General features: G+C 67.0%; 20 protein-coding genes. 6 read left to right on the top strand and 14 right to left on the bottom strand.

Annotation, left to right across the window (positions count from 1 at the left end; genetic code table 11):
• Positions 1 to 179: 179 nt before the first annotated feature.
• The 7 genes from rnhB to ACOZ4N_RS17500 form a co-directional block, all read right to left on the bottom strand.
• The gene (gene rnhB, locus ACOZ4N_RS17530; RefSeq protein ID WP_424017646.1) at positions 180 to 824 is read right to left on the bottom strand and encodes a ribonuclease HII; all 645 of its coding nucleotides are present in this window, start codon (positions 822 to 824) and stop codon (positions 180 to 182) included.
• A 53-nt stretch (positions 825 to 877) separates the two neighbouring features.
• A complete protein-coding gene (locus ACOZ4N_RS17525) occupies positions 878 to 1,042 on the bottom strand; it encodes a hypothetical protein (protein ID WP_424017645.1) in 165 nt (54 codons plus the stop codon).
• 66 nt (positions 1,043 to 1,108) lie between these two features.
• On the bottom strand, positions 1,109 to 2,407 hold the full coding sequence (locus tag ACOZ4N_RS17520) for a tRNA pseudouridine(54/55) synthase Pus10 (RefSeq protein ID WP_424017644.1): 1,299 nt from the start codon (positions 2,405 to 2,407) through the stop codon (positions 1,109 to 1,111).
• Positions 2,408 to 2,465: 58 nt separating this feature from the next.
• The gene (locus ACOZ4N_RS17515; RefSeq protein WP_424017643.1) at positions 2,466 to 3,332 is read right to left on the bottom strand and encodes an esterase/lipase family protein; all 867 of its coding nucleotides are present in this window, start codon (positions 3,330 to 3,332) and stop codon (positions 2,466 to 2,468) included.
• Between the two features lie 199 nt (positions 3,333 to 3,531).
• Positions 3,532 to 5,265: a histidine kinase N-terminal 7TM domain-containing protein gene (locus tag ACOZ4N_RS17510; RefSeq protein ID WP_424017642.1), complete on the bottom strand. Its 1,734-nt coding sequence runs from the start codon at positions 5,263 to 5,265 to the stop codon at positions 3,532 to 3,534.
• 164 nt (positions 5,266 to 5,429) lie between these two features.
• Positions 5,430 to 5,888: a DUF5812 family protein gene (locus ACOZ4N_RS17505; protein WP_424017641.1), complete on the bottom strand. Its 459-nt coding sequence runs from the start codon at positions 5,886 to 5,888 to the stop codon at positions 5,430 to 5,432.
• A 97-nt stretch (positions 5,889 to 5,985) separates the two neighbouring features.
• On the bottom strand, positions 5,986 to 6,585 hold the full coding sequence (locus ACOZ4N_RS17500) for a hypothetical protein (protein WP_424017640.1): 600 nt from the start codon (positions 6,583 to 6,585) through the stop codon (positions 5,986 to 5,988).
• Positions 6,586 to 6,683: 98 nt separating this feature from the next.
• Here ACOZ4N_RS17500 and ACOZ4N_RS17495 point away from each other — a divergent pair, with 98 nt between their 5' ends.
• The 3 genes from ACOZ4N_RS17495 to ACOZ4N_RS17485 all read left to right on the top strand — a co-directional run bounded on the left by ACOZ4N_RS17495 (position 6,684) and on the right by ACOZ4N_RS17485 (position 9,486).
• A complete protein-coding gene (locus ACOZ4N_RS17495; RefSeq protein WP_424017639.1) occupies positions 6,684 to 8,003 on the top strand; it encodes a glucose-6-phosphate isomerase in 1,320 nt (439 codons plus the stop codon).
• Between the two features lie 53 nt (positions 8,004 to 8,056).
• A complete protein-coding gene (locus ACOZ4N_RS17490) occupies positions 8,057 to 9,223 on the top strand; it encodes a lysostaphin resistance A-like protein (RefSeq protein WP_424017638.1) in 1,167 nt (388 codons plus the stop codon).
• 110 nt (positions 9,224 to 9,333) lie between these two features.
• Complete coding sequence (locus ACOZ4N_RS17485) at positions 9,334 to 9,486, top strand: CopG family transcriptional regulator (RefSeq protein WP_092691276.1); 153 nt, start codon at positions 9,334 to 9,336, stop codon at positions 9,484 to 9,486.
• On the opposite strand, the gene ACOZ4N_RS17480 is transcribed toward ACOZ4N_RS17485, so the two are convergent.
• Positions 9,483 to 9,941, bottom strand: coding sequence for an NOB1 family endonuclease (locus ACOZ4N_RS17480; protein ID WP_424017637.1), 459 nt, complete (start codon positions 9,939 to 9,941; stop codon positions 9,483 to 9,485). The two genes, ACOZ4N_RS17485 and ACOZ4N_RS17480, sit on opposite strands and share 4 nt — an antisense overlap.
• A gap of 15 nt (positions 9,942 to 9,956) precedes the next feature.
• A complete protein-coding gene (locus ACOZ4N_RS17475) occupies positions 9,957 to 10,196 on the bottom strand; it encodes a PRC-barrel domain-containing protein (protein WP_092661531.1) in 240 nt (79 codons plus the stop codon).
• A 165-nt stretch (positions 10,197 to 10,361) separates the two neighbouring features.
• On the opposite strand from ACOZ4N_RS17475, the gene infB reads away from it, so the two are divergent.
• Together infB and ACOZ4N_RS17465 are read left to right on the top strand one after the other, a co-directional pair.
• A complete protein-coding gene (infB, locus tag ACOZ4N_RS17470) occupies positions 10,362 to 12,176 on the top strand; it encodes a translation initiation factor IF-2 (RefSeq protein WP_424017636.1) in 1,815 nt (604 codons plus the stop codon).
• 64 nt (positions 12,177 to 12,240) lie between these two features.
• Positions 12,241 to 12,489, top strand: coding sequence for a hypothetical protein (locus tag ACOZ4N_RS17465; RefSeq protein WP_424017635.1), 249 nt, complete (start codon positions 12,241 to 12,243; stop codon positions 12,487 to 12,489).
• Here the strand turns inward: ACOZ4N_RS17465 and ACOZ4N_RS17460 are convergent, their stop codons facing one another.
• Entirely contained in the window at positions 12,490 to 12,852 is a 363-nt protein-coding gene (locus tag ACOZ4N_RS17460) for a DUF5811 family protein (protein ID WP_092661541.1), read from the bottom strand. It lies immediately after the preceding gene.
• 40 nt (positions 12,853 to 12,892) lie between these two features.
• Positions 12,893 to 13,369 (bottom strand): pyruvoyl-dependent arginine decarboxylase, encoded by a 477-nt coding sequence (locus tag ACOZ4N_RS17455; RefSeq protein WP_424017634.1) that lies wholly within the window; start codon positions 13,367 to 13,369, stop codon positions 12,893 to 12,895.
• A 263-nt stretch (positions 13,370 to 13,632) separates the two neighbouring features.
• On the opposite strand from ACOZ4N_RS17455, the gene ACOZ4N_RS17450 reads away from it, so the two are divergent.
• Complete coding sequence (locus tag ACOZ4N_RS17450; RefSeq protein ID WP_424017633.1) at positions 13,633 to 14,274, top strand: hypothetical protein; 642 nt, start codon at positions 13,633 to 13,635, stop codon at positions 14,272 to 14,274.
• A gap of 488 nt (positions 14,275 to 14,762) precedes the next feature.
• On the opposite strand, the gene ACOZ4N_RS17445 is transcribed toward ACOZ4N_RS17450, so the two are convergent.
• The 3 genes from ACOZ4N_RS17445 to lysS all read right to left on the bottom strand — a co-directional run bounded on the left by ACOZ4N_RS17445 (position 14,763) and on the right by lysS (position 20,311).
• Entirely contained in the window at positions 14,763 to 16,703 is a 1,941-nt protein-coding gene (locus ACOZ4N_RS17445; RefSeq protein ID WP_424017632.1) for a heme-binding protein, read from the bottom strand.
• 45 nt (positions 16,704 to 16,748) lie between these two features.
• Complete coding sequence (locus ACOZ4N_RS17440) at positions 16,749 to 18,575, bottom strand: site-2 protease family protein (protein WP_424017631.1); 1,827 nt, start codon at positions 18,573 to 18,575, stop codon at positions 16,749 to 16,751.
• 92 nt (positions 18,576 to 18,667) lie between these two features.
• Positions 18,668 to 20,311, bottom strand: a complete 1,644-nt coding sequence (gene lysS / locus ACOZ4N_RS17435; protein ID WP_424019969.1) for a lysine--tRNA ligase — start codon at positions 20,309 to 20,311, stop codon at positions 18,668 to 18,670.
• Positions 20,312 to 20,327 lie beyond the last annotated feature (16 nt).

Genomic DNA, 20,327 nt, shown 5'->3' with positions numbered 1-20,327 from the left:
TTTTCACGCGTTGAAAACGCTCCTGCCCTTTTGTAGTGGTGTAGTCCGTACGTTCAGGTGCAGTCACCCCACACTGCGATGCGCTTGCGACTCCCCCAACACCCCCACCCCACCCCCACCCACAATCTGTCCCCCGCTTTCCTCTCGTTCGGTGATCGGCGAGCGACCGCCACGTATCCTCAAAACTCCGAGAGCGCCGACTGTTCGGCAGCCGCCAATACGTCCTGACTCGTCGACCACGAGCGCCGCGCACACGGCGGCAGGTCGCCGTGTTCGGCCACGTACTCCCGGAGGAAGGTTCTCGTCGCGGGGTCGCTCGGGTAGCCACTCCCCACGTCGGTGTCGGGGTACTCGGCCGCCAGATCCGTCACGTGGGCGTCCCGGGCGACCTTCGCGAGGACGCTCGCGGCCCCGACCAGCGCGTAGGCTTCGTCGGCTCCGTGTTCCGCGGTGATCGATACGTCGGCCCCGATGCGGTCGGCGACGCGGCGGCCGAAGCGCTCGGCGTCCGTGTCACCGGCGTCCACGACCCCGGCCTCGCCGTCGCGAGCCACGCCGTCGAGCGCCTCGGCCTGTGCGGCGACGGTGAGCGTGTTCATGTCCGTCTCCGGATCGTCGATCCGTGCCGGGGGAATCTCCGCGACGGCGATCTGGACGCGCTCGTCCGCGCGCAACTGTGCGGCCAGCTCCTCACGCCGGCCCGGTGTGAGGTTCTTGGAGTCGTCGATGCCGTCAGGGAGTGCGCCCGGGTCGGCCCGGACGGCCGCCGCGAACATCGACCCCAGGACCGGGCCCTTGCCGGCCTCGTCGACGCCGAACTGCATGGCTACGGCGTCGGACGACGCGGACAAAAAGCAGTGGGTTCCCGCCGACAGTATCAGTCGTCCAGCTCGGCCTGCCCCAACTCCGGCTCGTCGAGTTCCGGCTCCTCGAACTCCGGTTCGCCGATCTCCGGTTCTGCGATGTCGACCTCCGGTGGCTCGTCGTCGTCGTCGGCCTCGGCCTCACGGAGTTGCTCGCGCCAGTCGATGTATTCGTCCATGCTGTGGCACATGATCACACACCACTAGGAGGGAGGGACTGGTCGTTCCTAAGGGTTGTGGCGGGGCTACTCGGCGTCGTCGTTCCGGAAGAACTCCGGGCGGGCGAACGGTTCGTCCTCGCCCTCCACGTCGATCACGTCGAGCGCGGTCACGACCGCCCCCGTGTCGAGGAGGCCGGCGAGGCTGGGCTCGGTGCGGCCCTCGTCGCCGCTGACGAGTTCCTTGACGTAGAGGCCGCCCTCGCCGTTGATCTCCAGTTCGGCCTCGGTGTCTCCCTCGAGGGTCCCGTCGATGTCGTAGACCTCGCGAGTCCGGGTCACGTCCGCACGGCGGTGGGTGACCCGCTGTGGCGTGTCCTGGTAGATCGTCGCGCCGTCGAGTTCCGCCAGCGCGTCCGCGAAGGCGTCCTCGCTCACGGGGTCGTCGAAGGCCACGTCCATCCGGTAGGTCTTGTTCGCGTCGAGTTCCTTGACGCGCTCGACCATGTCGTGGGTCGCGAGCCTGAGCCCCTCGACTTCGACCTTGCCGTCGGCGAACTCGTTGACCTCGGCTTCCAGGTCGTCCGGGTCCACGTCGCGGGTGCGGGGTTCCTTGATCTCGATGACGAAGGGACGACCGGATTCGAGCATCAGCGCGTCCACGTCTTCGCGGCCCGCGCCGTGGAAGACGGCTTCCTCGCCGTCCATCGCGTCGAGTACGACGGGGGCGGTGAGTTGCTCGACGCTCTCGTCGTAGCGGTAGCCCGAGCCGCCACAGCCCTCGCAGGTGTCGCCGCGTTTCAGTCCCGTTCCGCCGCAGTCGTTGCAGGGCCACTTCGTCTGGGGAATGTCGCGCTCTAGTTTGCGGTAGCGGCCGTAGACGAACGCGGAGTTGACCTGCACTTCGAGTTCGTCGGTCGCCAGGTCCAGCAGGACCAGCACGTCCGGGCGCTGGAAGTCGACCTCGGTATCGGTCTCGGCACCCAGTCGCTTGCCCACCTCGCGGTTGATCTCGCTTTTGAGCGGTTCGCCGGCGTCGGGTTCGAGGCCGACTTCCTCGCGGAGGAGACGGTCGTTCTCCTCCAGCAGGGGCGGGACCTTCGTCCCGGTCTGGTAGGTGTCGAACTCGTAGGGGCCGAGGGCGTGGACGGCGCGGTCGGCCCACTCCTCGTAGCGGTCGCTCTCGTCTTCACAGACCCAGCAGGGGCCGTCGGGTTCGAGGTCGCCGACGGGCTCGTCGTCTTCGAGGGCGACGGCGACGCGGAGCGACCGGCCCCGTTCACGGTTGGTCAGTCCGAAGCTCCGGTCGGCCACCAGCCGCCCGAGACAGGCGTCACAGAGCGGGCCCGAATCGAGCGCCCGACGGGCGGTCGAAAGCACTGTCATCGTCGACCGGAGGTGGGGCGCGCCTAACTCCCTTTCCTTTCTCCGGAGCGCCCGTCGCTCAGGAGCGCAGCGTCGTCTTCAGGTTGTACGGTTTCTCGCCAGTGAGCCACTCGTAGGTGAGTTCCATGCTGGTGAGACTCGCCCGGACGCCGTCGTGGTCGGTCCGCAGGAGGACGTTCTCCGCTCCCTCCAGTGCGGGGCTGTCCTCGCAGTTCCAGAACAGCGGATCGTCGGTCCCGCGGATGGTGTAGTAGTCCACGTCGCCCGGCGTCTCGTTCTCGTTGAGTGCCGCGAGCGGGTGGCCGTCGACGGTGTCGTAGTCCCGGCGCAGAAAGTCGCTCATCTTGTAGGTCCCGCCGGTGAGGCCGGCGGAGGCGGCGTAGGAGTTCAGGACCGATCCGTGGTTCGCGCCGGCCATGAACACGCAGGTGTCGATCCAGTCGTAGCGATCCTCGCGGAGGAGCCAGTACCGGGCACCGGTCACCCCGAGGCTGTGGGCGACGACCGAGACCTCGTCGCTCCCGGTGTACGCCCGGACCTCGGCCACGAAGTCGTCGAGCTGGTCGGCCATGCGCGCGTGGCTCGGGCTACCCGACTCGAAGGTGATCGCCCAGAGGTCGTCCCCCGAGAAGGCGCGGTTCAGACAGAACTCGGCGTGGGCGTCCCAGTCGCAGGCGTCGCGCTGGTTCCCGTGGACGAACACGACCGGCGTCTCCGAGGACCCCGCATCAGTGTCGTGGTGCTCGTGGCCGCCCCAGCCGCCGTACCCGCTGGCGGACCACGGTAATCGGTGCGCCGCAGTGCGTTCGTGTCGGCAGTCGACTCGGCATCCCCCATTGCGACGACAGCGCCGCAGTCCGGCGAGGTTCGAAGTCAACTGCTGGAAGACGGGTCGCGACCGACCCGACCCCCTGTCGACGGACATAACCGTGTAGTGTGAACGTGTGACATATATAGCTATCTCCTTACAACGGTTTCCGAACGGCGAAACAAACGTCTGACTGGTAACGAGCGGCGGGAAATATTTAGCACAGGTGTCCAGAAACACGGACAGGTTTTACACGTCTGGACGGTGACCAATCGTCGAGTGTCGCACCCGAGGCTCGACTGGCGAACGGAGTGGGTCAATCCGCATCGACGGGAGGGCGACCCGACGCGCTGTGGACGGTCGGTCCCTGGCGCGGGATCGTGATGGTGACGACGCTCCCGCTCACGTCGTCGTCCCGGCCGAAGGCTACCCGGTCGCGGAAGTCGATGTCGCCGCCGAGCATCGTCACGCCCCAGTTGACCAGCCAGAGGCCGAGCCCGCTCCCGTGTTCCAGGGGCGTCTCGGTGCCCTTGACCAGCACCTCACGTTCCTGCTGGGGGATGCCGGGGCCGTCGTCGGCCACCGAGATTTCGACCTGGCTTTCGTCGCCTTCGATACGCACCCAGACGTGTGGCTGCTGGCTGTCGTTGTGGACGACGGCGTTCTCGAGGACGTTCTGCAGGACCGATTCGAGGATGCCGGTCGAGTGAATCTCCAGTTTGTCGGGCAGGTCCGCCTCGATCTCGGCCGCGGGGTACTCGTGCCGGAGCGTGTCGAGTTGGCGAGTCACCAGCGACGGGAGGTCGATGGGCTGGGGATCGTTGTGCCGGCGGGACATGATCCGCTCGATCTCGCGGGCTTTGGTGCCGGTCTCGCTCAGGTCGCGCGCGACCGACCGGATGCGGTCGGCCAGTTCCGCGTCCTCCCCGTCGTGACGCTCGACGAGCTGGGTCGCGCACACGTCGATGACGTTCATGTCGTTGCGGAAGTTGTGCCGGAGGACCCGGTTGAGGACCTGCAACTGCTGGCGGCGGTTGGTCCGGTCGGTGATGTCCCGCAGGACCAGAATGCGACCGAGCTGTCGGCCGTGCTGGTCGGTCAGCGTCGAGACTTTCACCTCGTACTCGAAGGGGCCGTCCGACGACCAGACGACGGTTCCCTCGCCGACCGGTAGCTCGAACTCCGGATCGTCGAACACGTTCCGGACCGGGCGGCCGACGACATCCTTCGAGAGGTCGAACTGCTGTTGGGCGAGCGGGTTCACGTCGACGATCACGTCGTCCTCGTCGACGACGATGACGCCGTCACGCATGTTCCGGACGACGGCAGTGCGGCCGATCTGTCTGGTCGCCGGGACGCGATCCAGCAGATCAGACCGGTAGAAGGCGTAGCCGTAGGTGATGCCGCTGATGGTGAACATGTACGGCGTCATGTCCAGCCCGGAGATCGGGACGGCCCCGGTGACGGTGGCGACGTTGGCGAAAAGCGGGGCGGAGACGCCCAGCAGGAGCGCTACCCCCTGGTCGACGAACAGGTGATCGGCGGTGAACACCAGCCGCATGATGAGGACGATGCCGGCCAGGACGAGTGTGTAGGCGTACGCGAGGAATCCCCAGAACGCCGGGCCCTTGCTCAGGATACCCACGGCGACACCCTGAGTGTACACCATCCGGACCTCCGACCACACCAGGTCGTGGAGCGGATTCGTCCAGACCAGTGCGAGCATGATGACCGCCGGCAGGGCCAGGAGCGCGACCGACCGGCGCGTGACCCGGTCGCCGTACCCCGTGTACTGCAGCGCGAACAGGGCCCAGGCCGCCGGAACGCCGATCCGTCCGATCCAGGCGACCTGCTCGAACGTGATCCATGTCGCCCTGTCCGGTGCCAGGAGCGCGAGCGCACTCCCGCCGGCCCACAGTGCGATCGAACACAGGAGGAGACGCAGGGCTCTGACACCCGGCCCGCTGCAGCGACGCCACGTCTCGACGAGGAACGCTGCCGCGAGCACCACGGGCACGCCAAGCGCCAGCGCGTACGGTGAAACAGACACGTTCTCGACTACCCCCTACGCCCCCTTCTCGGGCTCACTTACCACTGTTAGATCCACCTGCATAAGAGTAGAGCCGTCAGAGTCCGGCAATATTTAAGCACAGGTGAGGGGTCCGACGGGCGGCCGCGACTGGCGAGGCCGGCGTGGCCGTCGGTGGCTCCCAGTCAGGGCAGATAGCGGACGCTGAGCGCCTGTCCGTCGGCGCGGACCTCGACGCGGTCGACGCCCAGCCGGGCCGCACGGGCCAGGGTCTCCTCGTCGTCGAGGACGTCGGCGGCCGCGTCGTCGGCCTCGCCGTCGGGGACGGTGATGACGTGGAGTTCCCCTTCACCGGCGCGCTCCTGGCGCGTGATCTCTCCGACGGGCTGGTCGGCGGCGATCTCCCTGGCCTGCTTGGTCGGCGGCTCCGGGCTCCGCTCGACCGGGATCGTGCGCTGGTCGGTGATCTCGACGACCTGCCAGGCGACCTCCATCGGCGGTTCGGGCTCGATGCTGGCGGCGACGATTTCGCCGACCTCGACGCCGGGGTTGGTACTCAGGGTGTGGACCTGGCTGTCGGTCACGTCTTGGAGGACCGCCGACTCGTCGTCGGCGGCCGTGACGAGGAAGGTAGCGTCTTTCATGGGCGAGAGTTGTGTCCCGGACGGTTTCGGCGTTTCGAGTTTATCGCGTCAGTCGGTGTCTTCGCGAGTGAAACGAGTGAAGGCTCGGATGACGCGCCTATCGCGTCATCCGGTGGGCGGCGTAGATCGCCGCCGCACCGACCACCGGCGGCACCAGCCCGACGATGGCGGGTAGGGCGTAGAACAGTTCGACGAGGGGCGCGTACGCGCCCGAGACGGGCTGTTGCTGTTCCGGCGGCGTCGAGATCAGCAGGGCGAGATACAGGGTCAGCAGGAACAGGTAGCCGGCCGACGCGATGGCGGCGTCGTAGCGGGCGTTCGAGCCGATCCGGCGGTGGCGTCGCGCGACCGAGAGGACCGGAGCCAGCAACGGGAAGACGACGAGCAACCCGACGAAGATGAAGAAGGCTCGCGAGAAGGAGAACACGCCGCCGGCGGTGCCGGTCGTGCTGGCGATCACACCGATCAGTCCGAAGGTGAACAGGAGCGCGATCAGCAGTGCCAGCAGGCCGCCCACGACGGCGTAGGTTTTGAACAGCAGGGAGTCGCTCTTCCGGAAGGCGTAGGGGTAGGAGCCAAAGAGCCCGCTATAGGAGCGCTCCTCCGTGGCCGACTCGGGTTCGACGTGCTCGGGACCGCCCTCGACGGTCGGGGCGTCCTCCGGGTCCGTCCGGTCGTCGACGGATTCGCCGGTCATTGCACACGGGTAGGCGGCCGGGACCGAAAAGCCACGCGATTCCGCCCCCGGTCGGCGCAAACAGTAGCGTTTTGCGCGCCCGGTGTGGACGGACGACCATGCAAGTGGACATCGGCAACGCGCTCGCGGCCGAGGCCGACCCGGGGATCAGCCGCGACGCGCTGGAGCGACTCGACGAGGACGTGGCACGGGCACACGAACGCATCGCGACCGGCCGGGCGGACGACGAGTTCGGCTACGCCGCGCTGAACCTGCCCGAACGGACCGACGCGGCCGCGATCGAGGCCGCCGTCGAACCGCTGTCCGACGCCGAGGCCATCCTGACGGTCGGCATCGGCGGGAGCGCACTCGGCGCGGCCACCGTCTCGGAGGCGCTGGGCGGACTCGATAGCGAGGGCGAGGCCGCCGACGCCCCGCCGCTGTACGTGCTGGACAACGTCGATCCCGCCCACGTCCGAGAGATTCTGGCCGAGGTCCCGCTCGACCGCACCGCGGTCAACGTCGTCTCGCGGTCGGGTACCACCGCCGAGACGCTGTCGAACTTCCTCGTCGTCCGCGAGGCGATGGAGGCGGCTGGCGTCGACTGGACCGAGCGGACCGTCGTGACGACGGGTGCGGAGGGACCGCTCCGCGAGTTGGCCGACCGCCACGACATGCCCGCGCTCGACGTGCCGACGGGCGTGCCGGGTCGGTTCTCCGCGCTCTCGGCGGTCGGGCTGGTGCCCGCGGCGATCCAGGGCCACGACATCGAGGGCCTGCTGGCCGGGGGCCAGCGGGCCGCCGACTCGCTCGCGCCCTCGCTGTTCGACTCGCCCGCCTACGCCTACGGCGCGGTGAGCTACGCGTTGGCCCAGCGCGGGGCCGGTATCAACGCCATGGTCCCCTACGCCGAGCGCCTGGAGTTTTTCGCCGAGTGGTTCGCGCAACTGTGGGCCGAGAGCCTCGGGAAGGACGGGCTGGGCCAGACGCCCGCGCGGGCGCTCGGCGCGACCGACCAGCACTCCCAGCTCCAGCTCTACCGCGCCGGCCCGCGGGACAAGCTCGTGACGATGGTGCGCCCGCGCGAGCGAGCGGACCGGACGATTCCCGAGACCGACATCGAGGGGCTGTCCTACCTCGGCGGATCGACGCTTGGCGACCTGCTCGACGCGGAGTTCGAGGCGACCGAGGCCAGCCTCGCGGCCGCCGGCCGGCCGTCGGTTCGCGTCGAGATCGACCGGCTGGACGCCGAAAGCGTCGGCGATTTGCTGTACGCGATGGAGGCGGCCTGCGTGCTCTACGGCGAGTTGGCCAACGTCTCGACGTTCGACCAGCCGGCCGTCGAGTGGGGCAAGCGGGCGGCCCGTGGCTTGCTGGGCGGCGGGGAGTTCGAGGAGGCCGCGGCGGTCGCGGACAAGACGGAACTCGTCGTCGAGTGAGCGGTGCGCACCGAAGCACAGTCCCTAAACCGCCCGCCGCCGTGGTGCGGGCAATGGCAGCAGTAGATGCAGTCGACGCCCGCGGACCCCGGACGACCGCGGCACCGACGACGGGGCTGGTGCTGGCCGGGATCGCACTGGTCGCGAGTCTCTTCCCCTGGACCGGCGGGACCCCAGTCATCGCAGTGCCGGGCGTCGAGGGAAGCGTCGTAGGCCTCGTCCTCGGGGCCGGTGCGGCACTTACCTTCAGTTTGCGCCGACACGGGACCGTCGACCGCCGGATCGGCGCGCCCGTCGCGGGGTTTCTCTCCGGGGCGCTGTTCGGCTACGCGCTCTACCAGTTGATGCGGCCGGCCATCGGTACCGACGCCGTCCCCGAGGTGGGCATCGGCCTCCCCGTGGCAGCCATCGCAGGGCTGGGCGCGGCTACCGTCGCCATCGCGGACTACGACGCCATCACCGACGACGCGTTCTGGGGGAAGACGAAGGGGTTCGCCGTCGCACTCGTCCTCGGCGGCGGGGCCTTCGCCGGCCTGTTCGTCGGACAGGTCGTCGCTCTGATTCCGGTGTCGGTTGGGGGAGCCCTGTTGGGCGTCTCCGTGGACCCACGGACATCGACGGTCGCCCTGACCGTGTTGACGGCGTTCAGCTATCTCGGGAGCGTCGGCTTCGTGGCGCTGTATTTCTTCGGGCGTGACCTGTCGCTCGACTACCTCGACGTGTCGATGCCGTCGGCGCGTGACGTACTCGTCACGGTCGGCGGCCTGTTCGCGCTCCTCCTGTTGCTCGGGGGAATAACGACGCTGGTCCAGCAACTCGGACTCCCATCGTCGGACTCACAGATCCAGCAGCGAGCCATGGAGAACCCGACGCTGGCGCTGTACTTCGTCGCGCTCTCCTTCCTCGTCATCGCACCCGTCGAGGAACTGGCCTACCGGAACGTCGTTCAGAAGTACCTCTACGAGTACTTCACGAAGCGGTCGGCCGTGGTGCTTGGCGCGGCGGTGTTCGCCGCCGTCCACTTCAGTCAGTACCAGAACGCCAACCCCCTGGCGACGCTGACCACGCTCACCGTGATCTTCTTCCTCTCCTTGCTCCTTGGCTACGTCTACTACCGCACCGAGAACCTCGTCGTTCCCATCCTCGTCCACGGCGCGTTCAACGCCCTCCAGTTCCTCGCGGTCTACCTCCAGGCGACCGGGCATCTCCCCACAGCCTGAGCCCGCCGCCATCCGCTAGTTTCCACGCCGCACAGATAGAAACACCCCGAACGGGCGTGAGACGGTCGTCTGACGGGATTTTATACAGACCCGTGACAAATACGCGAGGTATGCCAACCCGTTTCACCGTGGTCTGTGACGACGATCTCGCCAGCGAGGTCGAGTCACTGGCCCGGGAGTACGACCTCACCGAGGAGGAAGTACTCACCCAGTTGATCGACCTGGGGTTGGACGAGGCCACCCGGACGCGAAACCGGCTCTAGGCCGGGTTCTTCCGGGTGAGATCGCTCCCGCAGACGGGACAGCGGTCGTGGTCGTCGTCGAACTCGCGGCCACAGCCGCTACACTGGAACCGCCAGTCCCGTTGCTCGGTGATCCCCTCGCGGGCGATGACCTCGACGGCCACGTCGAGTTTCTCCGCGACGTTTTGCATCGCGTAGTCGTCGGTGACGAGGTGGCCGTCGAGTTCGAAGGCGGCGGCAACCAGCCGGACGTCCGTCCGGGAGAGTTCGTCGAAGTCGCCGGTCTCGCGGGCGGCCCGCTCGATCCGCTCGACGGTCTCCTCCTCGGGGATGTGGAGGTGCATACCCGAGCCCTCCAGCGCGTCGAACCGATAGGCGCTCTCGTCTTCGAGTTCCTCCCGGACCATCGGGATCGACGCCTTGCGCTCCTGGGTGTGATACTCGTTGATAAACGCCGACGAATCGAGAATATACATCGAAAAGAGAGCGGATTATCGGTCGACGATCATGTGGTCCTTGACGGCCTGGACGCGGGGGACCGGAACCAGCAGGCGGCCGCGTTCGTCGGTGGGGAACTCCGATTCCCGGAGCATCTCGTCGGGTTCGACGACGAGGTTCTCCAGGCGGCCCGATTTGGCGTCCATCGTGATGTTGTACAGCATTCCCAGTTCTTTGCCGTCCGAACCCATGACGGCCTTCCCCGAGAGATTCTCCGCGAGTATCTCTGCCATACACGGCGTAGTGTATTCCACTCACATAAACGCCACGGGGACGTGTGACGCGGGTCTGACGCCGAGGAACCGCGCGTTCCGTGCCAGCGGCGAGGACCGAAATGGAGAAATATAAATGGGCTGGCCGGCTGGTATCGGATACGGATTCTCGAGGGTGATGTGCCAATGTCTGACTCTACAGAAGCCGACGCCGACGCCGACGGGGAGGCCACGCTCCGCACCCCCATCGTCGCGGTCCTCGGCCACGTCGACCACGGAAAGACCACGCTACTTGACAAGATTCGCGGCTCCGCGGTGAGCGAGGGTGAGGCGGGCGCGATCACCCAGCACATCGGCGCGACGGCCGTGCCGCTCTCGACCATCTCCGAGATGGCCGGCGAACTCGTCGACCCCACCGACTTCGACCTGCCCGGCCTGCTGTACATCGACACGCCCGGCCACCACTCCTTCTCGACGCTGCGCTCCCGCGGCGGCGCACTCGCCGACATCGCCGTCCTCGTCGTCGACGTCAACGACGGCTTCCAGCCACAGACCGAGGAGGCCGTCGACATCCTCAAGCGGACCCAGACCCCCTTCATCGTCGCCGCCAACAAGGTCGACACCGTTCCGGGCTGGAACCCCAACGAGGGCGTCCCGATCCAGGAGAGCATGGAGCAGCAATCGGAACGGGTCCAGGGCGACCTGAACGAACGCCTCTACGGCATCATCGGCGAACTCTCCGATCACGGCTTCGCCGCCGACATGTACTGGCGCGTCCAGAACTTCCAGAACAACGTCGGCGTCGTCCCCGTCTCCGCGATGACCGGCGAGGGCGTCCCCGACCTCCTCACGGTCCTGATGGGCCTGTCCCAGCGGTACATGAAAGACGAGATGCAGATCGACGTGGCAGGTCCCGGTGCCGGGACGGTGCTGGAAGTCAAGGAGGCACAGGGCTTCGGGACGACCGTCGACGCCGTCCTCTACGACGGGACCATCCGCGAGGACGACGAGATCGTCGTCGGCGGCCTCGAAGCCCCGATCACCACCGACGTGCGCGCACTGCTCCAGCCCAAACCGCTGGAGGAGATCCGCACCGAGAAGGCCTTCGAGAAAGTGCCCGAAGTCTCGGCCGCCGCAGGGGTGAAAATCGCCGCACCCGACCTCGACGACGCGATGGCCGGCGCACCGATCCGGGTCGTCCGGGATCGGGACCGCGGCAGCGTCATCGCCGACGTGGAACAGGAACTGGCCGAAATCGAGGTCACCACCGAGGAGCAGGGCGTCGTCGTCAAGGCCGACACCCTCGGGAGTCTGGAGGCCATCGCCAGCACCCTCGACGAGGTCGACATCCCCATCGTCCGCGCGGAGGTCGGCGACGTGGCACCCCGCGATATCCGGGTCGCCGAGACCGCCGACGAGGAGAAACACGAGGTCCTGCTTGCCTTCTCCGTCGACGTGCTGGACGACGCCCGCCGGCTGGCCGAACAGGAGGGCGTCCGCATCTTCGAGCACGACGTGATCTACCGGCTCGTCGAGGAGTACGAGGAGTACGTCGAGGAGATGGAACGCGCCCAGCAGACCCAGGTGCTCGAAAACATCACCCGGCCCGCGCGCTTCCAGATCCTCCAGGATCACACCTTCCGGCAGAACGATCCCGCCGTCGTCGGCGTGGAGGTGCTGACCGGTACGGTCAAGCGCAACTCCAACGTCGCGAAGTTCGAGGACGGCGAGTTCGAGCGCGTCGGCCAGCTCAAGTCCATCCAGGACGCCGGCGAGGACATCGACGAGGCCCGCATGGGCGACCAGGTTGCCGTCTCCATCGACGGCCCCACCGTCGGCCGCGACATCGAGGAGGGCGACGAACTCTGGATCTACCTCCCGGAAAAGCACGCCAAGATCCTCGAACAGGAACTGACCGACGAGATCCCCGGCGACGAACGCGAAGCGCTCAACCAGTACCTCGAAAAACAGCGCAATCGGGACCCCTTCTGGGGGAAGTAGCCCCGACACGGCGGGCCATTGCGGGAGTAATAATATTTAATTAGCGGGAGACAGACAGTGTCGGGTGGAGGCAACTATCTCGGAGCACCCGCTCGGATCGGTGTCACGACCCGATCTCGTGTTGTCCGCGATCCCCGGGCCAGTCGCGCTGGCGGCGGTGCTGGGCGTGTTGCTCGGCATCCCGCTGTCGCTGGCGCTGGCCGTCGGGAGCGTGCCGAGCAGTGCGGTCGTCGGGTACGCGCTGTTCTATCGCCCGCCGGTCGACGAGGAGTCGACGACCGAGAAGCCAACGACAGCGGAGAGAAGTCGGTAGCTACTGCGCCGTCGGGGAGTGGTCGGTCCCCATCGCCTGTTTCATCTGGAGTGCCGCGCTGGCCGCGAGACCCTGGGCCAGGTCCGTCTGTTCGTCCTCGCCGATGCGGAGGTCGGCGTCGTCCTCGGGCGTGTAGCCCGCGCTGACGGCGGAGCCGACGGGCGGCTGGACGGCGACGGTCGCTCGCGGGCCGTTGGCACCCTGGGCGAGTTCGAGCCCGACGGCGAACTCGTCGGGGAGGAGATCGCGGGTCTGGGCGGCGACGTTGGCGAGATCGCGGCGCAGATGGCGGCGCTGCTCGGCCGTGAGCCGTGGCGCGGCACCGTCGTCGTCTGCACCCGCGAACGGAGTGTTCCCGTACATTGATCCCCCGATAGGTGCGACCCACGTAAAAATCCGCCGGCTACTGCAGGAGTGACCGGCTCTCCCCGTACGCCGCGATCACCAGCGCCGTCGTGTACGCCTCGGGATCCGGCTCGGCCGCGACGACCAGCGAATCCTCCTCGACGAACGCCCAGTCCCGGAGGTCCTTGCCCGCCGCCAGTCCGTCCGCGATCCGCTCGCGAACGGCCGCCTCGCTCTCGCCGTCGGCCTCGTAGAAGATGCCCCGACCGGACTCGCTGCGCGCCCAGCCGATCCCCGCCGCGCCCGCCTCGCCCGGCGGCGCGGTGTGACGGCCCTGAACCACCGTCAGCCCGTCGCCGACCGCGCCGAGGTCCGGGGCCTCGCCGACGGCTTCGAGTTGCGCCTCCGCCGGAATCACGGAGGACACCTGGATCAGGTTGAAGTTGTGGACGTTGGCCTCGGCCAGGGCCGCGTCGTAGGACGCCGTGGGCGTCGGCCCCGTCGCAGTGGCCCAGACGAGCCGAATCACGCTCATACCAGCAGTAAGACGGATGGGACGGTAGAACGTTTCGAACCCACCTTTTTACTGCGGGGGGTTCGCGGTGCGAACCCCCGCTTGCAAAAACGTGGGCGAAAAAAGGCTGAATCTCGGCCTTCGGCCTCGATTCAGTGAACCGCGCTCGCGATGCTCGGCGCGGATGCTGGCACTCAGTACAGGGGTCCTGTCTATCAGCGGTTACTCGTGTCAGTAGCAAACTCAGCCATAGCATTTTGATTCTATAATCAGAGTGGCCTAATATGGGAAAGTACGAGGAATACAATTTTACGATACGACCAGACGACGAATCCGTTGATCGTGTCGCGGAGACACTCAGAAACATTCCCTCCCTTACAGAGGAAGAGATAACACCTCCCCAACGAATCACAGACGAATATTGGAGGGACGATCCGGAGTACGATTTGGACCGCCTCACTGTCGACACAAACAATGATCACGCCTTCATTGGCGGGAGAACCCACAATCCGACAAACGGTGATTTGTGGCAGTGGTTACTGTTCGATCGGTTGGACTGTGGTGGGATGATAAGTCTCATTCATCTCTTTGAAACGGATGTGACAGCGGCTGGCAGAATATTTGAGTGGAATGGGGAGCGATACGTCGACACGACCGCAGATTTGAGTTCAAAATACGGGGATCCCCTTGTCGAGCATTCACTTGGATCCGGCGCTATCGTCGCTGACAAGATCGCCAGAGAAACCGACATAACTCCCGCTCGGAAGTCTGGGTTGGATGTTTACTGGTATGGCGATGATCGGTTTGTCCCGGTTCAGTACCTCAGAGAAGGGGGAAAGCCGATCTACCAAGATACCAGTGGCCGAAGATGTTGGTGGTTCGAATGTGATCTCTCACACAGAGGCGACGTCCAACCAGTGCAGTGACATTTAAATACGTATTGCGGTAGCAGTGTGGAATATGCGTTCTATTGGAATAGGAATACGAGACTACACTAATCCCGTTCTTTCTGCAAGATGCCCGCGCTTTGTATTCAGCTAGCGCACTGATCACAGGCATCCGCGAGCGAAGCGAGCGGTTCACCGGACGCGAACGAACGCAGTGAGTGAGTCGTCCGGCAGTTTTTCCCCACGTTTTTGCGACCGAGTGGTGGCCCAGGCCACCCGAGGGAGTAAAAAGTGGGCGGGCGCTGTGCATCGGCTATTGCCCATACTCCTCGCCGAAACTAGCATCCGCCGAGCGCCGAAGGCGCGAGGCGGTTCACTCCGAGCGAGCGCGTGCGCTCGCTCGGAGCAGTTTTTCACGCACGTTCACGAGAGCGAAGCTCTCGTGCAGCCCACCAGAAATCTTCGATTTCTGGGGACGTTTTTGCAAGCGGGGGTTCGCGAAGCGAACCCCCCGCAGTAAAAAGGTGCTAGGCGAGGAAAACGTGCCGCGGCCGGTCGTCGAGCACTTCCTGCCCCCACGAGACGGTCTCGGAGAACTCCTCGGAGCGGAAGAATGCCATGGCGTCGTCCTGCGAGCGCCACTGGCTGGCGATGAACATGTCGTTCTCGTCCTCGCGGTTGACCAGCAGGGCCGTCTCGCGGTGGCCCTCCATGTCGGCGAGCAGTTCACCGACGGCGTCGAACCGCTCGGTGAACTCCGCGCGGTAGTCGGGCTTGACGGTGTAGAACATGCCCATCGTCCCGAAGCCGTCGCCCTCGCCGGCGCGGCCGACGACCTCGGGCAGGTCCGAGAGGAAGCCGGCGGCCTTCTCGGCGGCCTTCTCGGTCTCCCAGAGGGAGACGACGGCCGAGCGGTCGCTGTCCTCGGCCCGGGTGTCGTAGACGGCGGTCTTCACGTGGCTGTCGTAGTGGTCGAAGCTGTCCCGGAGGCCGTCGACTTCCTCGAAGAGCGTGTCGGCGTCGGCCTCGGAGTAGAGGACGAGGGCGAACACGTCCTCGCCGCGGGGCTGGCCGGCGTAGATGTCTTCCTCGACCAGCTGGCCGCGGATCTCGTCGTCGGTCCCGGCGGCCTCGGGTTCGTCGTCGGCGTCCTGTTCGCCGAGCGGGCCGCGGTAGCCCTCGACGATGCCCGCCAGATCGTTCAGGAACCCGGCGGCGGTGTCGGCCGCGCTTTCGGTCTGCCAGACGCTGGCGATGGCCGCCCGGCCCTCGTTGGCGCGGACGGTCGTGAGGACGTGGGTGTCGTAGTGGTCGAAGTTGCCCCGGAGGCCGTCGACCTCGTCGGCGAGGTCGCTGGCGTCGGCCTCGGAGTAGAAGACCAGCCCGTAGGTCCCCTCGTCGTAGTCCTGCCCGGGGAACAGGCCGAGGTTGGCGAGTTTGCCTTCGAGTTCGTCGTCTTCGTCGAGGTCGGCGTCGCCCGGGTCGGGGCGGCCGCCCGAGGAACTGCTGGGGTGGTCACCGCTCTCGTCGTCCGAGGCTGGCGGGTGGTCGTCGCCGTCGGCCTGGCCGTGGGCGTGGCCGTGATCGTCCGCGTCACCGTCTCCGTGGCCGTGGCCCTCGCCGTGGTGGTGCCCCGCGTCTGCGTCGGCGGCGTCGCCGTCGGTCGGGACGGGTTCGCCGGCGAGCAGGGCGTCCAGGTCTTCGGGCGGGAAGCGCTTGCCGAAGTAGAAGGGGCCGAAGTCGGCGAACTTCGAGCTGGAGGGGTCGAAGCGCATCTCGTTGAGCAGGTCCTTGATGTCGGTGGGGTCGTCGGCCCACAGCGTGATGCCCCACTCGTAGTCGTCGAAGCCGACGCTGGAGGCGATCATCTGGTTCACCTTGCCGCCGTAGCCCCGCCCGATGTCGCCGTGGCGGGCCATGTGTTCGGCCCGCTCGTCGAAGGGCAGGTCGTACCAGTTCTGCTCGGGCTGGCGGCGCTTGCTCATCGGGTAGAAACAGACGTGGTCGGCGTCGGGGATCTCGGGGTGGAGCCGTTGCTGGATGTACTGAGCGAGCCCGGAGTCGTCGTCGACTTCGCCCTCGAAGTAGTCGCGGGCGCGCTCGGTGTAGCCCGAGGCCTCGGTCACCGAGAGGTAGGAGGTCGGCTGCTCGGTGAACGCGGCGAGTTCCGTCCGCTCGAACCGGCGCTCGGCGGCTTCGAGGTGGCCGACCGTCTGGCGCAGGTGGACGATCATGAGATCGGCCTTGTGGCCGACGACGGTGAACACGGCCGTGTGGCCGCCGCCGAACTCGCCGGGGTCGTCCACGTCGTCCAGCGCGGCGTGGGACTGGAGATAGTCGATCCCTTCCTCGACGGCCCGCTGGCGACGGCGTTCGGGGGCCTCGCGCCAGGCGTCCCAGTCGATGGTTCGGAAGTCGTGCAGTGCGTACCATCCCTCCTCCGTCGGCGGCGGGTCGCGCTGAGTCATACACGCCCGTTAGGACGGCTCCGTAAGGAGGTTTCCGTTCTCCGGTCAGCCCGTGAACAGCTGTGGCCCGAAGATCATCAGGAAGAGTCCAGCGAGCATCAGGAGGCTGATCGAGACGGTGACCGTGGTCGTCAGCCGCCGACCGCCCTCGACGGGGAGCCGGGAGATGATCGCCTCCGAACTGGTCCGGAGGATGTGCCCGCCGTCCAGCGGGAAGGTCGGGACGAGGTTGAACATCCCCAGCTGGAGGTTGACCCAGGCGGTCCAGAACAGCAGGTTGGCCCCGATCAGGACGCCACCGCCCAGCCCGCCGAGCAGGCCGGTCGCCGTGTAGAAGTTGGCGATTTCGGGGACGAACCCGGCGAAGTTGTAGCCGATCTGTGGCTGGAGGACGCCGATGAACGGCATGATCAACACCATGAACACGCGCCCGAGCCACGAGCCGTCGGTCAGGCCGCCGAAGGCCTCCGAGTCACCTTGCAACAGGCCCAGGAAGTCCTCGGCGGGATAGGTCTTGATCCCGAAGTCGTTGACCACGAGACCGCTGACGCCGCGGGCGGGCGCGACGCCGACGAACCCGCCCGGCCCGTTCGGGTGTGCGTCGAGCGTGACGTTGTATCTCTCGCGCTCGAAGTCACCGTTCCGGAGGACGTAGGCCTCCACTGGGACCGTCTCGCCGGGTTGCTCGTCGCGCAGGGCCTCGCTCAGCGTCGCGGGATCGATCACCCGCTCGCCGGCGACCGAGGTGACGATCATGTACCGGTCCGTCGGTGCCGTCGTGTTCCCCAGCGGGCCGTCCTCGAAGACCCGGATGACGAACGCGCCGGTCGGGAACGTCGCGGAGCCGTTCTCTGTCTCGACCGTCGCGACGGTGTGGTTCGCGACCGCCTGCTCGAACTCGCGTTCTGTGCTGACGTTCGTCCCGTTGACCGCAACCACGTCGGTCGGACTCCGCTCGCTCCAGTTGATGCCGCTCTCGTTGCCGCGGCCGTCGATCACCTGCGGGACCGCGGCCGTGATCGTCGGCTCCCGGGTCACCTGGATCGTCCGGTCGCCGCCGTTGAGTTCGACCGCCACCTGCTGGCCCGAGATGTTCCGGAGGACGGTCTCCAGTTCACCGGGCTCGGTGATCTCGGTGCCGTTGACGGCCGTGATGAGATCGCCACGTTCGATGCCCGCATCCTGAGCGGTCGAACCGGGCAGTGACTGGCCGACCGGCGTCCCGTCGGCGACGGCGATGGAGCCGACGACGGGGCCAAAGAGCAGGGCGAACGCGATCACGGTGATCGCGAAGTTGTTCATCACACCCGCGGAGAACATCCGGGTCTGGGACCCCCGGTCGGCCTCGTTGCGGCTCTCCTCGTCGGGTTCGACGAACGCGCCGACGGGAATGAAGGCGAAGAAAGCCAGCCCCATCGAGTCGATGTCGATGTTCTCGACCCGGCAGAGCAGGCCGTGACCGCCCTCGTGGACGACGAGACCGACCAGCAGGCCGAAGACGATGCCGGGGGCGGCCGACAGCGGGAGGAACTCGTTGACACCGGGAATGACGAGGACGTTCTGGGGGTTGCGTACCTCGGAGGGCGTCGCTTCTGGCGAGAGGACGCTCCCAATGGCGGCCGTCAACACGACGAGCAGCATCGCGCCCATCGTGACCAGGGCGATCCCGACGCCGAAGTTACCGTATGCCCGCCAGAACCGCCTGGGTGCGGCGAGCCAGTTCAGGAAGGCCCGCCCGCGCTGGGTATGAACGGTCGTGATCGGCCCCGACACGCGGATGTAGCTCGGAAGCCATCCCTGCGTCCGCAATGCCATCATCGCTAGGGTGTAGAGGAGGATGCCGGCGAGTACCCACAGCCACAGGTCTGCCATCGCCCGGAGTGAGGGGCCTGTCGGTCAAGAGGGTTTGGTTCGGCACAGATGGGACGAGATCGCAGGGCGGGACGGCCAGCCGCGAACGACCCTCAGGCCTCCCGGCGCAACCGGTCGAGGACGAACGCCTCGTCCAGCGCCGCGAGGAAGGGGCCGAGCCGCGGCCCCTGATCCGTGTCGAGAAAGAGCTGGTAGCCCGCGCTGAAGAAGTCACTCACCTCGATCTCGTGGCGCTTGGCCGCCTCGTAGATCTCGCCCTGGATCTCCTCGCCGTCGTCGTGCTCGGCGACGAACTCCGCCAGGTCGTCCAGCGCGGCGGCGGTCGCCGCGTCGAAGTCCACGTCGGGCAGCTCCTCGGCCAGCCGGTAGTTGTACTCGTTGTCGGTCCGCTCGGCCCAGGCGCGGGCCTGCTCGACGCGGGACAGGGCCGCGTGGACCTGCTCGGGCGTCGCGTCGTCGGGGATATGGCCCTCCCTGCGGGCCATCGTCTCACGCAGTTCCAGGTCGTCGGTCATCCCCAGCACCGCGGCGAACGTGTAGGGAATCCGGACGGGCTGTTGTTGCGCCACCGAATCGACGACCTTGGGGTAGGCCCGCTCGACGAGTTCCGCCTCGGTCTCGTCACGGGGCTCGGCGTCGCCAAAGTAGACCCGCTCGAACCGGTCGAACTCGTCGACCAGCTGGTCCAGCGTCTCGACGTTGAAGTCCCGTTGCTTGCGCGGGTTCTTCACGAAGAAGTAGCGGAACACCTCGGGTTCGAGCAGTTCGAGGACCTCCGCGACGGTGACGACGTTGCCCGACGACGAGGAGAGCGCCTCGCCGTTCAGCGTGAACCACTCGTAGACCATCGGCACCGGCGGGGCCACGTCGAGCAGGTTCCGGGCGATGTCCTCGCCGCTGGGCCAGGAGCCCTCGGCGTGGTCCTTCCCGAACGGCTCGAAATCCACACCCAGAATGTCCCACTGCGCGGGCCACTCGAACCGCCAGGGGAGCTTGCCGTCCCGGAGCGTGGCCGTCCCCTCGTGGCCACAGCCCTGGATCGTCCGGTCGCCGGCTTCCAGGTCCGTGCAGGTGTACTCGACTTCCCCCGCGTCGAGGTCGACGCTCGTGACCTCGCCGGTGAGCTTCCCGCACTCACTGCACTGGGGCGTGAAGGGCGTGTAGTCCTCGTCGACGCTGTCCTGGTACTCGCTCAGGAGGTCGCGAGCCTCGTCGGCCCGGGAGAGGAGGTCACGAGTGATGGACTCGAACTCACCGGCCACGTAGAGATCCGTGTTCGAGACGAACTCGATGGGCACGTCCACGAGGTCGGCACTCTCCAGCAGGAGTTCGGTGAAGTGTGCGCCGTAGGAGTCACAGCACCCGAACGGATCGGGGATGTCGGTGTAGGGCTTGCCGAGGTTCTGGCCGACCGCGGCGGAGTCGACGGCGTCGTCGCCGAAGTCGACCACGTTCCAATCGAGGTCCGCGAGCGTCCGGGGAATCTTCCGGAGCGGGTCCTTGTCGTCGGTGGTGAACACCTGCCGGACCTCCCGGCCGCGGTCGCGCAGGGCCTCCGCCACGAAGTAGCTCCGCAGAATCTCGTTGAAGTGACCGATGTGGGGGACGCCGGAGGGGGAGACGCCGCCCTTGATCACGATGGGGTCGTCGGGCTCGGTTTCGAGGATGGCGTCCGCGACGGCGTCGGCCCAGAAGGCCCGCTGATCGCCCGTCCCGACCGCGTAGGGGTCGTAGATCGCGTCCTCGTCCAGA

Origin of the sequence: Halorientalis pallida (assembly GCF_049605515.1) — an archaeon.
Classification (GTDB): domain Archaea; phylum Halobacteriota; class Halobacteria; order Halobacteriales; family Haloarculaceae; genus Halorientalis; species Halorientalis pallida_A.
The sequence above is the reverse complement of the archived record's forward strand: the minus strand, read 5'-3'. Positions and strand labels throughout refer to the sequence as shown.

Excerpts from the sequence above, each read along its gene's own strand:
- rnhB (WP_424017646.1), bottom strand. The coding sequence starts at position 824 with ATGCAGTTCGGCGTCGACGAGGCCGGCAAGGGCCCGGTCCTGGGGTCG.
- ACOZ4N_RS17525 (WP_424017645.1), bottom strand. The coding sequence starts at position 1,042 with ATGGACGAATACATCGACTGGCGCGAGCAACTCCGTGAGGCCGAGGCC.
- ACOZ4N_RS17520 (WP_424017644.1), bottom strand. The coding sequence starts at position 2,407 with ATGACAGTGCTTTCGACCGCCCGTCGGGCGCTCGATTCGGGCCCGCTC.
- ACOZ4N_RS17515 (WP_424017643.1), bottom strand. The coding sequence starts at position 3,332 with ATGTCCGTCGACAGGGGGTCGGGTCGGTCGCGACCCGTCTTCCAGCAG.
- ACOZ4N_RS17505 (WP_424017641.1), bottom strand. The coding sequence starts at position 5,888 with ATGAAAGACGCTACCTTCCTCGTCACGGCCGCCGACGACGAGTCGGCG.
- ACOZ4N_RS17500 (WP_424017640.1), bottom strand. The coding sequence starts at position 6,585 with ATGACCGGCGAATCCGTCGACGACCGGACGGACCCGGAGGACGCCCCG.
- ACOZ4N_RS17495 (WP_424017639.1), top strand. The coding sequence starts at position 6,684 with ATGCAAGTGGACATCGGCAACGCGCTCGCGGCCGAGGCCGACCCGGGG.
- ACOZ4N_RS17490 (WP_424017638.1), top strand. The coding sequence starts at position 8,057 with ATGGCAGCAGTAGATGCAGTCGACGCCCGCGGACCCCGGACGACCGCG.
- ACOZ4N_RS17485 (WP_092691276.1), top strand. The coding sequence starts at position 9,334 with ATGCCAACCCGTTTCACCGTGGTCTGTGACGACGATCTCGCCAGCGAG.
- ACOZ4N_RS17480 (WP_424017637.1), bottom strand. The coding sequence starts at position 9,941 with ATGTATATTCTCGATTCGTCGGCGTTTATCAACGAGTATCACACCCAG.
- ACOZ4N_RS17475 (WP_092661531.1), bottom strand. The coding sequence starts at position 10,196 with ATGGCAGAGATACTCGCGGAGAATCTCTCGGGGAAGGCCGTCATGGGT.
- infB (WP_424017636.1), top strand. The coding sequence starts at position 10,362 with ATGTCTGACTCTACAGAAGCCGACGCCGACGCCGACGGGGAGGCCACG.
- ACOZ4N_RS17460 (WP_092661541.1), bottom strand. The coding sequence starts at position 12,852 with ATGTACGGGAACACTCCGTTCGCGGGTGCAGACGACGACGGTGCCGCG.
- ACOZ4N_RS17455 (WP_424017634.1), bottom strand. The coding sequence starts at position 13,369 with ATGAGCGTGATTCGGCTCGTCTGGGCCACTGCGACGGGGCCGACGCCC.
- ACOZ4N_RS17450 (WP_424017633.1), top strand. The coding sequence starts at position 13,633 with ATGGGAAAGTACGAGGAATACAATTTTACGATACGACCAGACGACGAA.
- ACOZ4N_RS17445 (WP_424017632.1), bottom strand. The coding sequence starts at position 16,703 with ATGACTCAGCGCGACCCGCCGCCGACGGAGGAGGGATGGTACGCACTG.
- ACOZ4N_RS17440 (WP_424017631.1), bottom strand. The coding sequence starts at position 18,575 with ATGGCAGACCTGTGGCTGTGGGTACTCGCCGGCATCCTCCTCTACACC.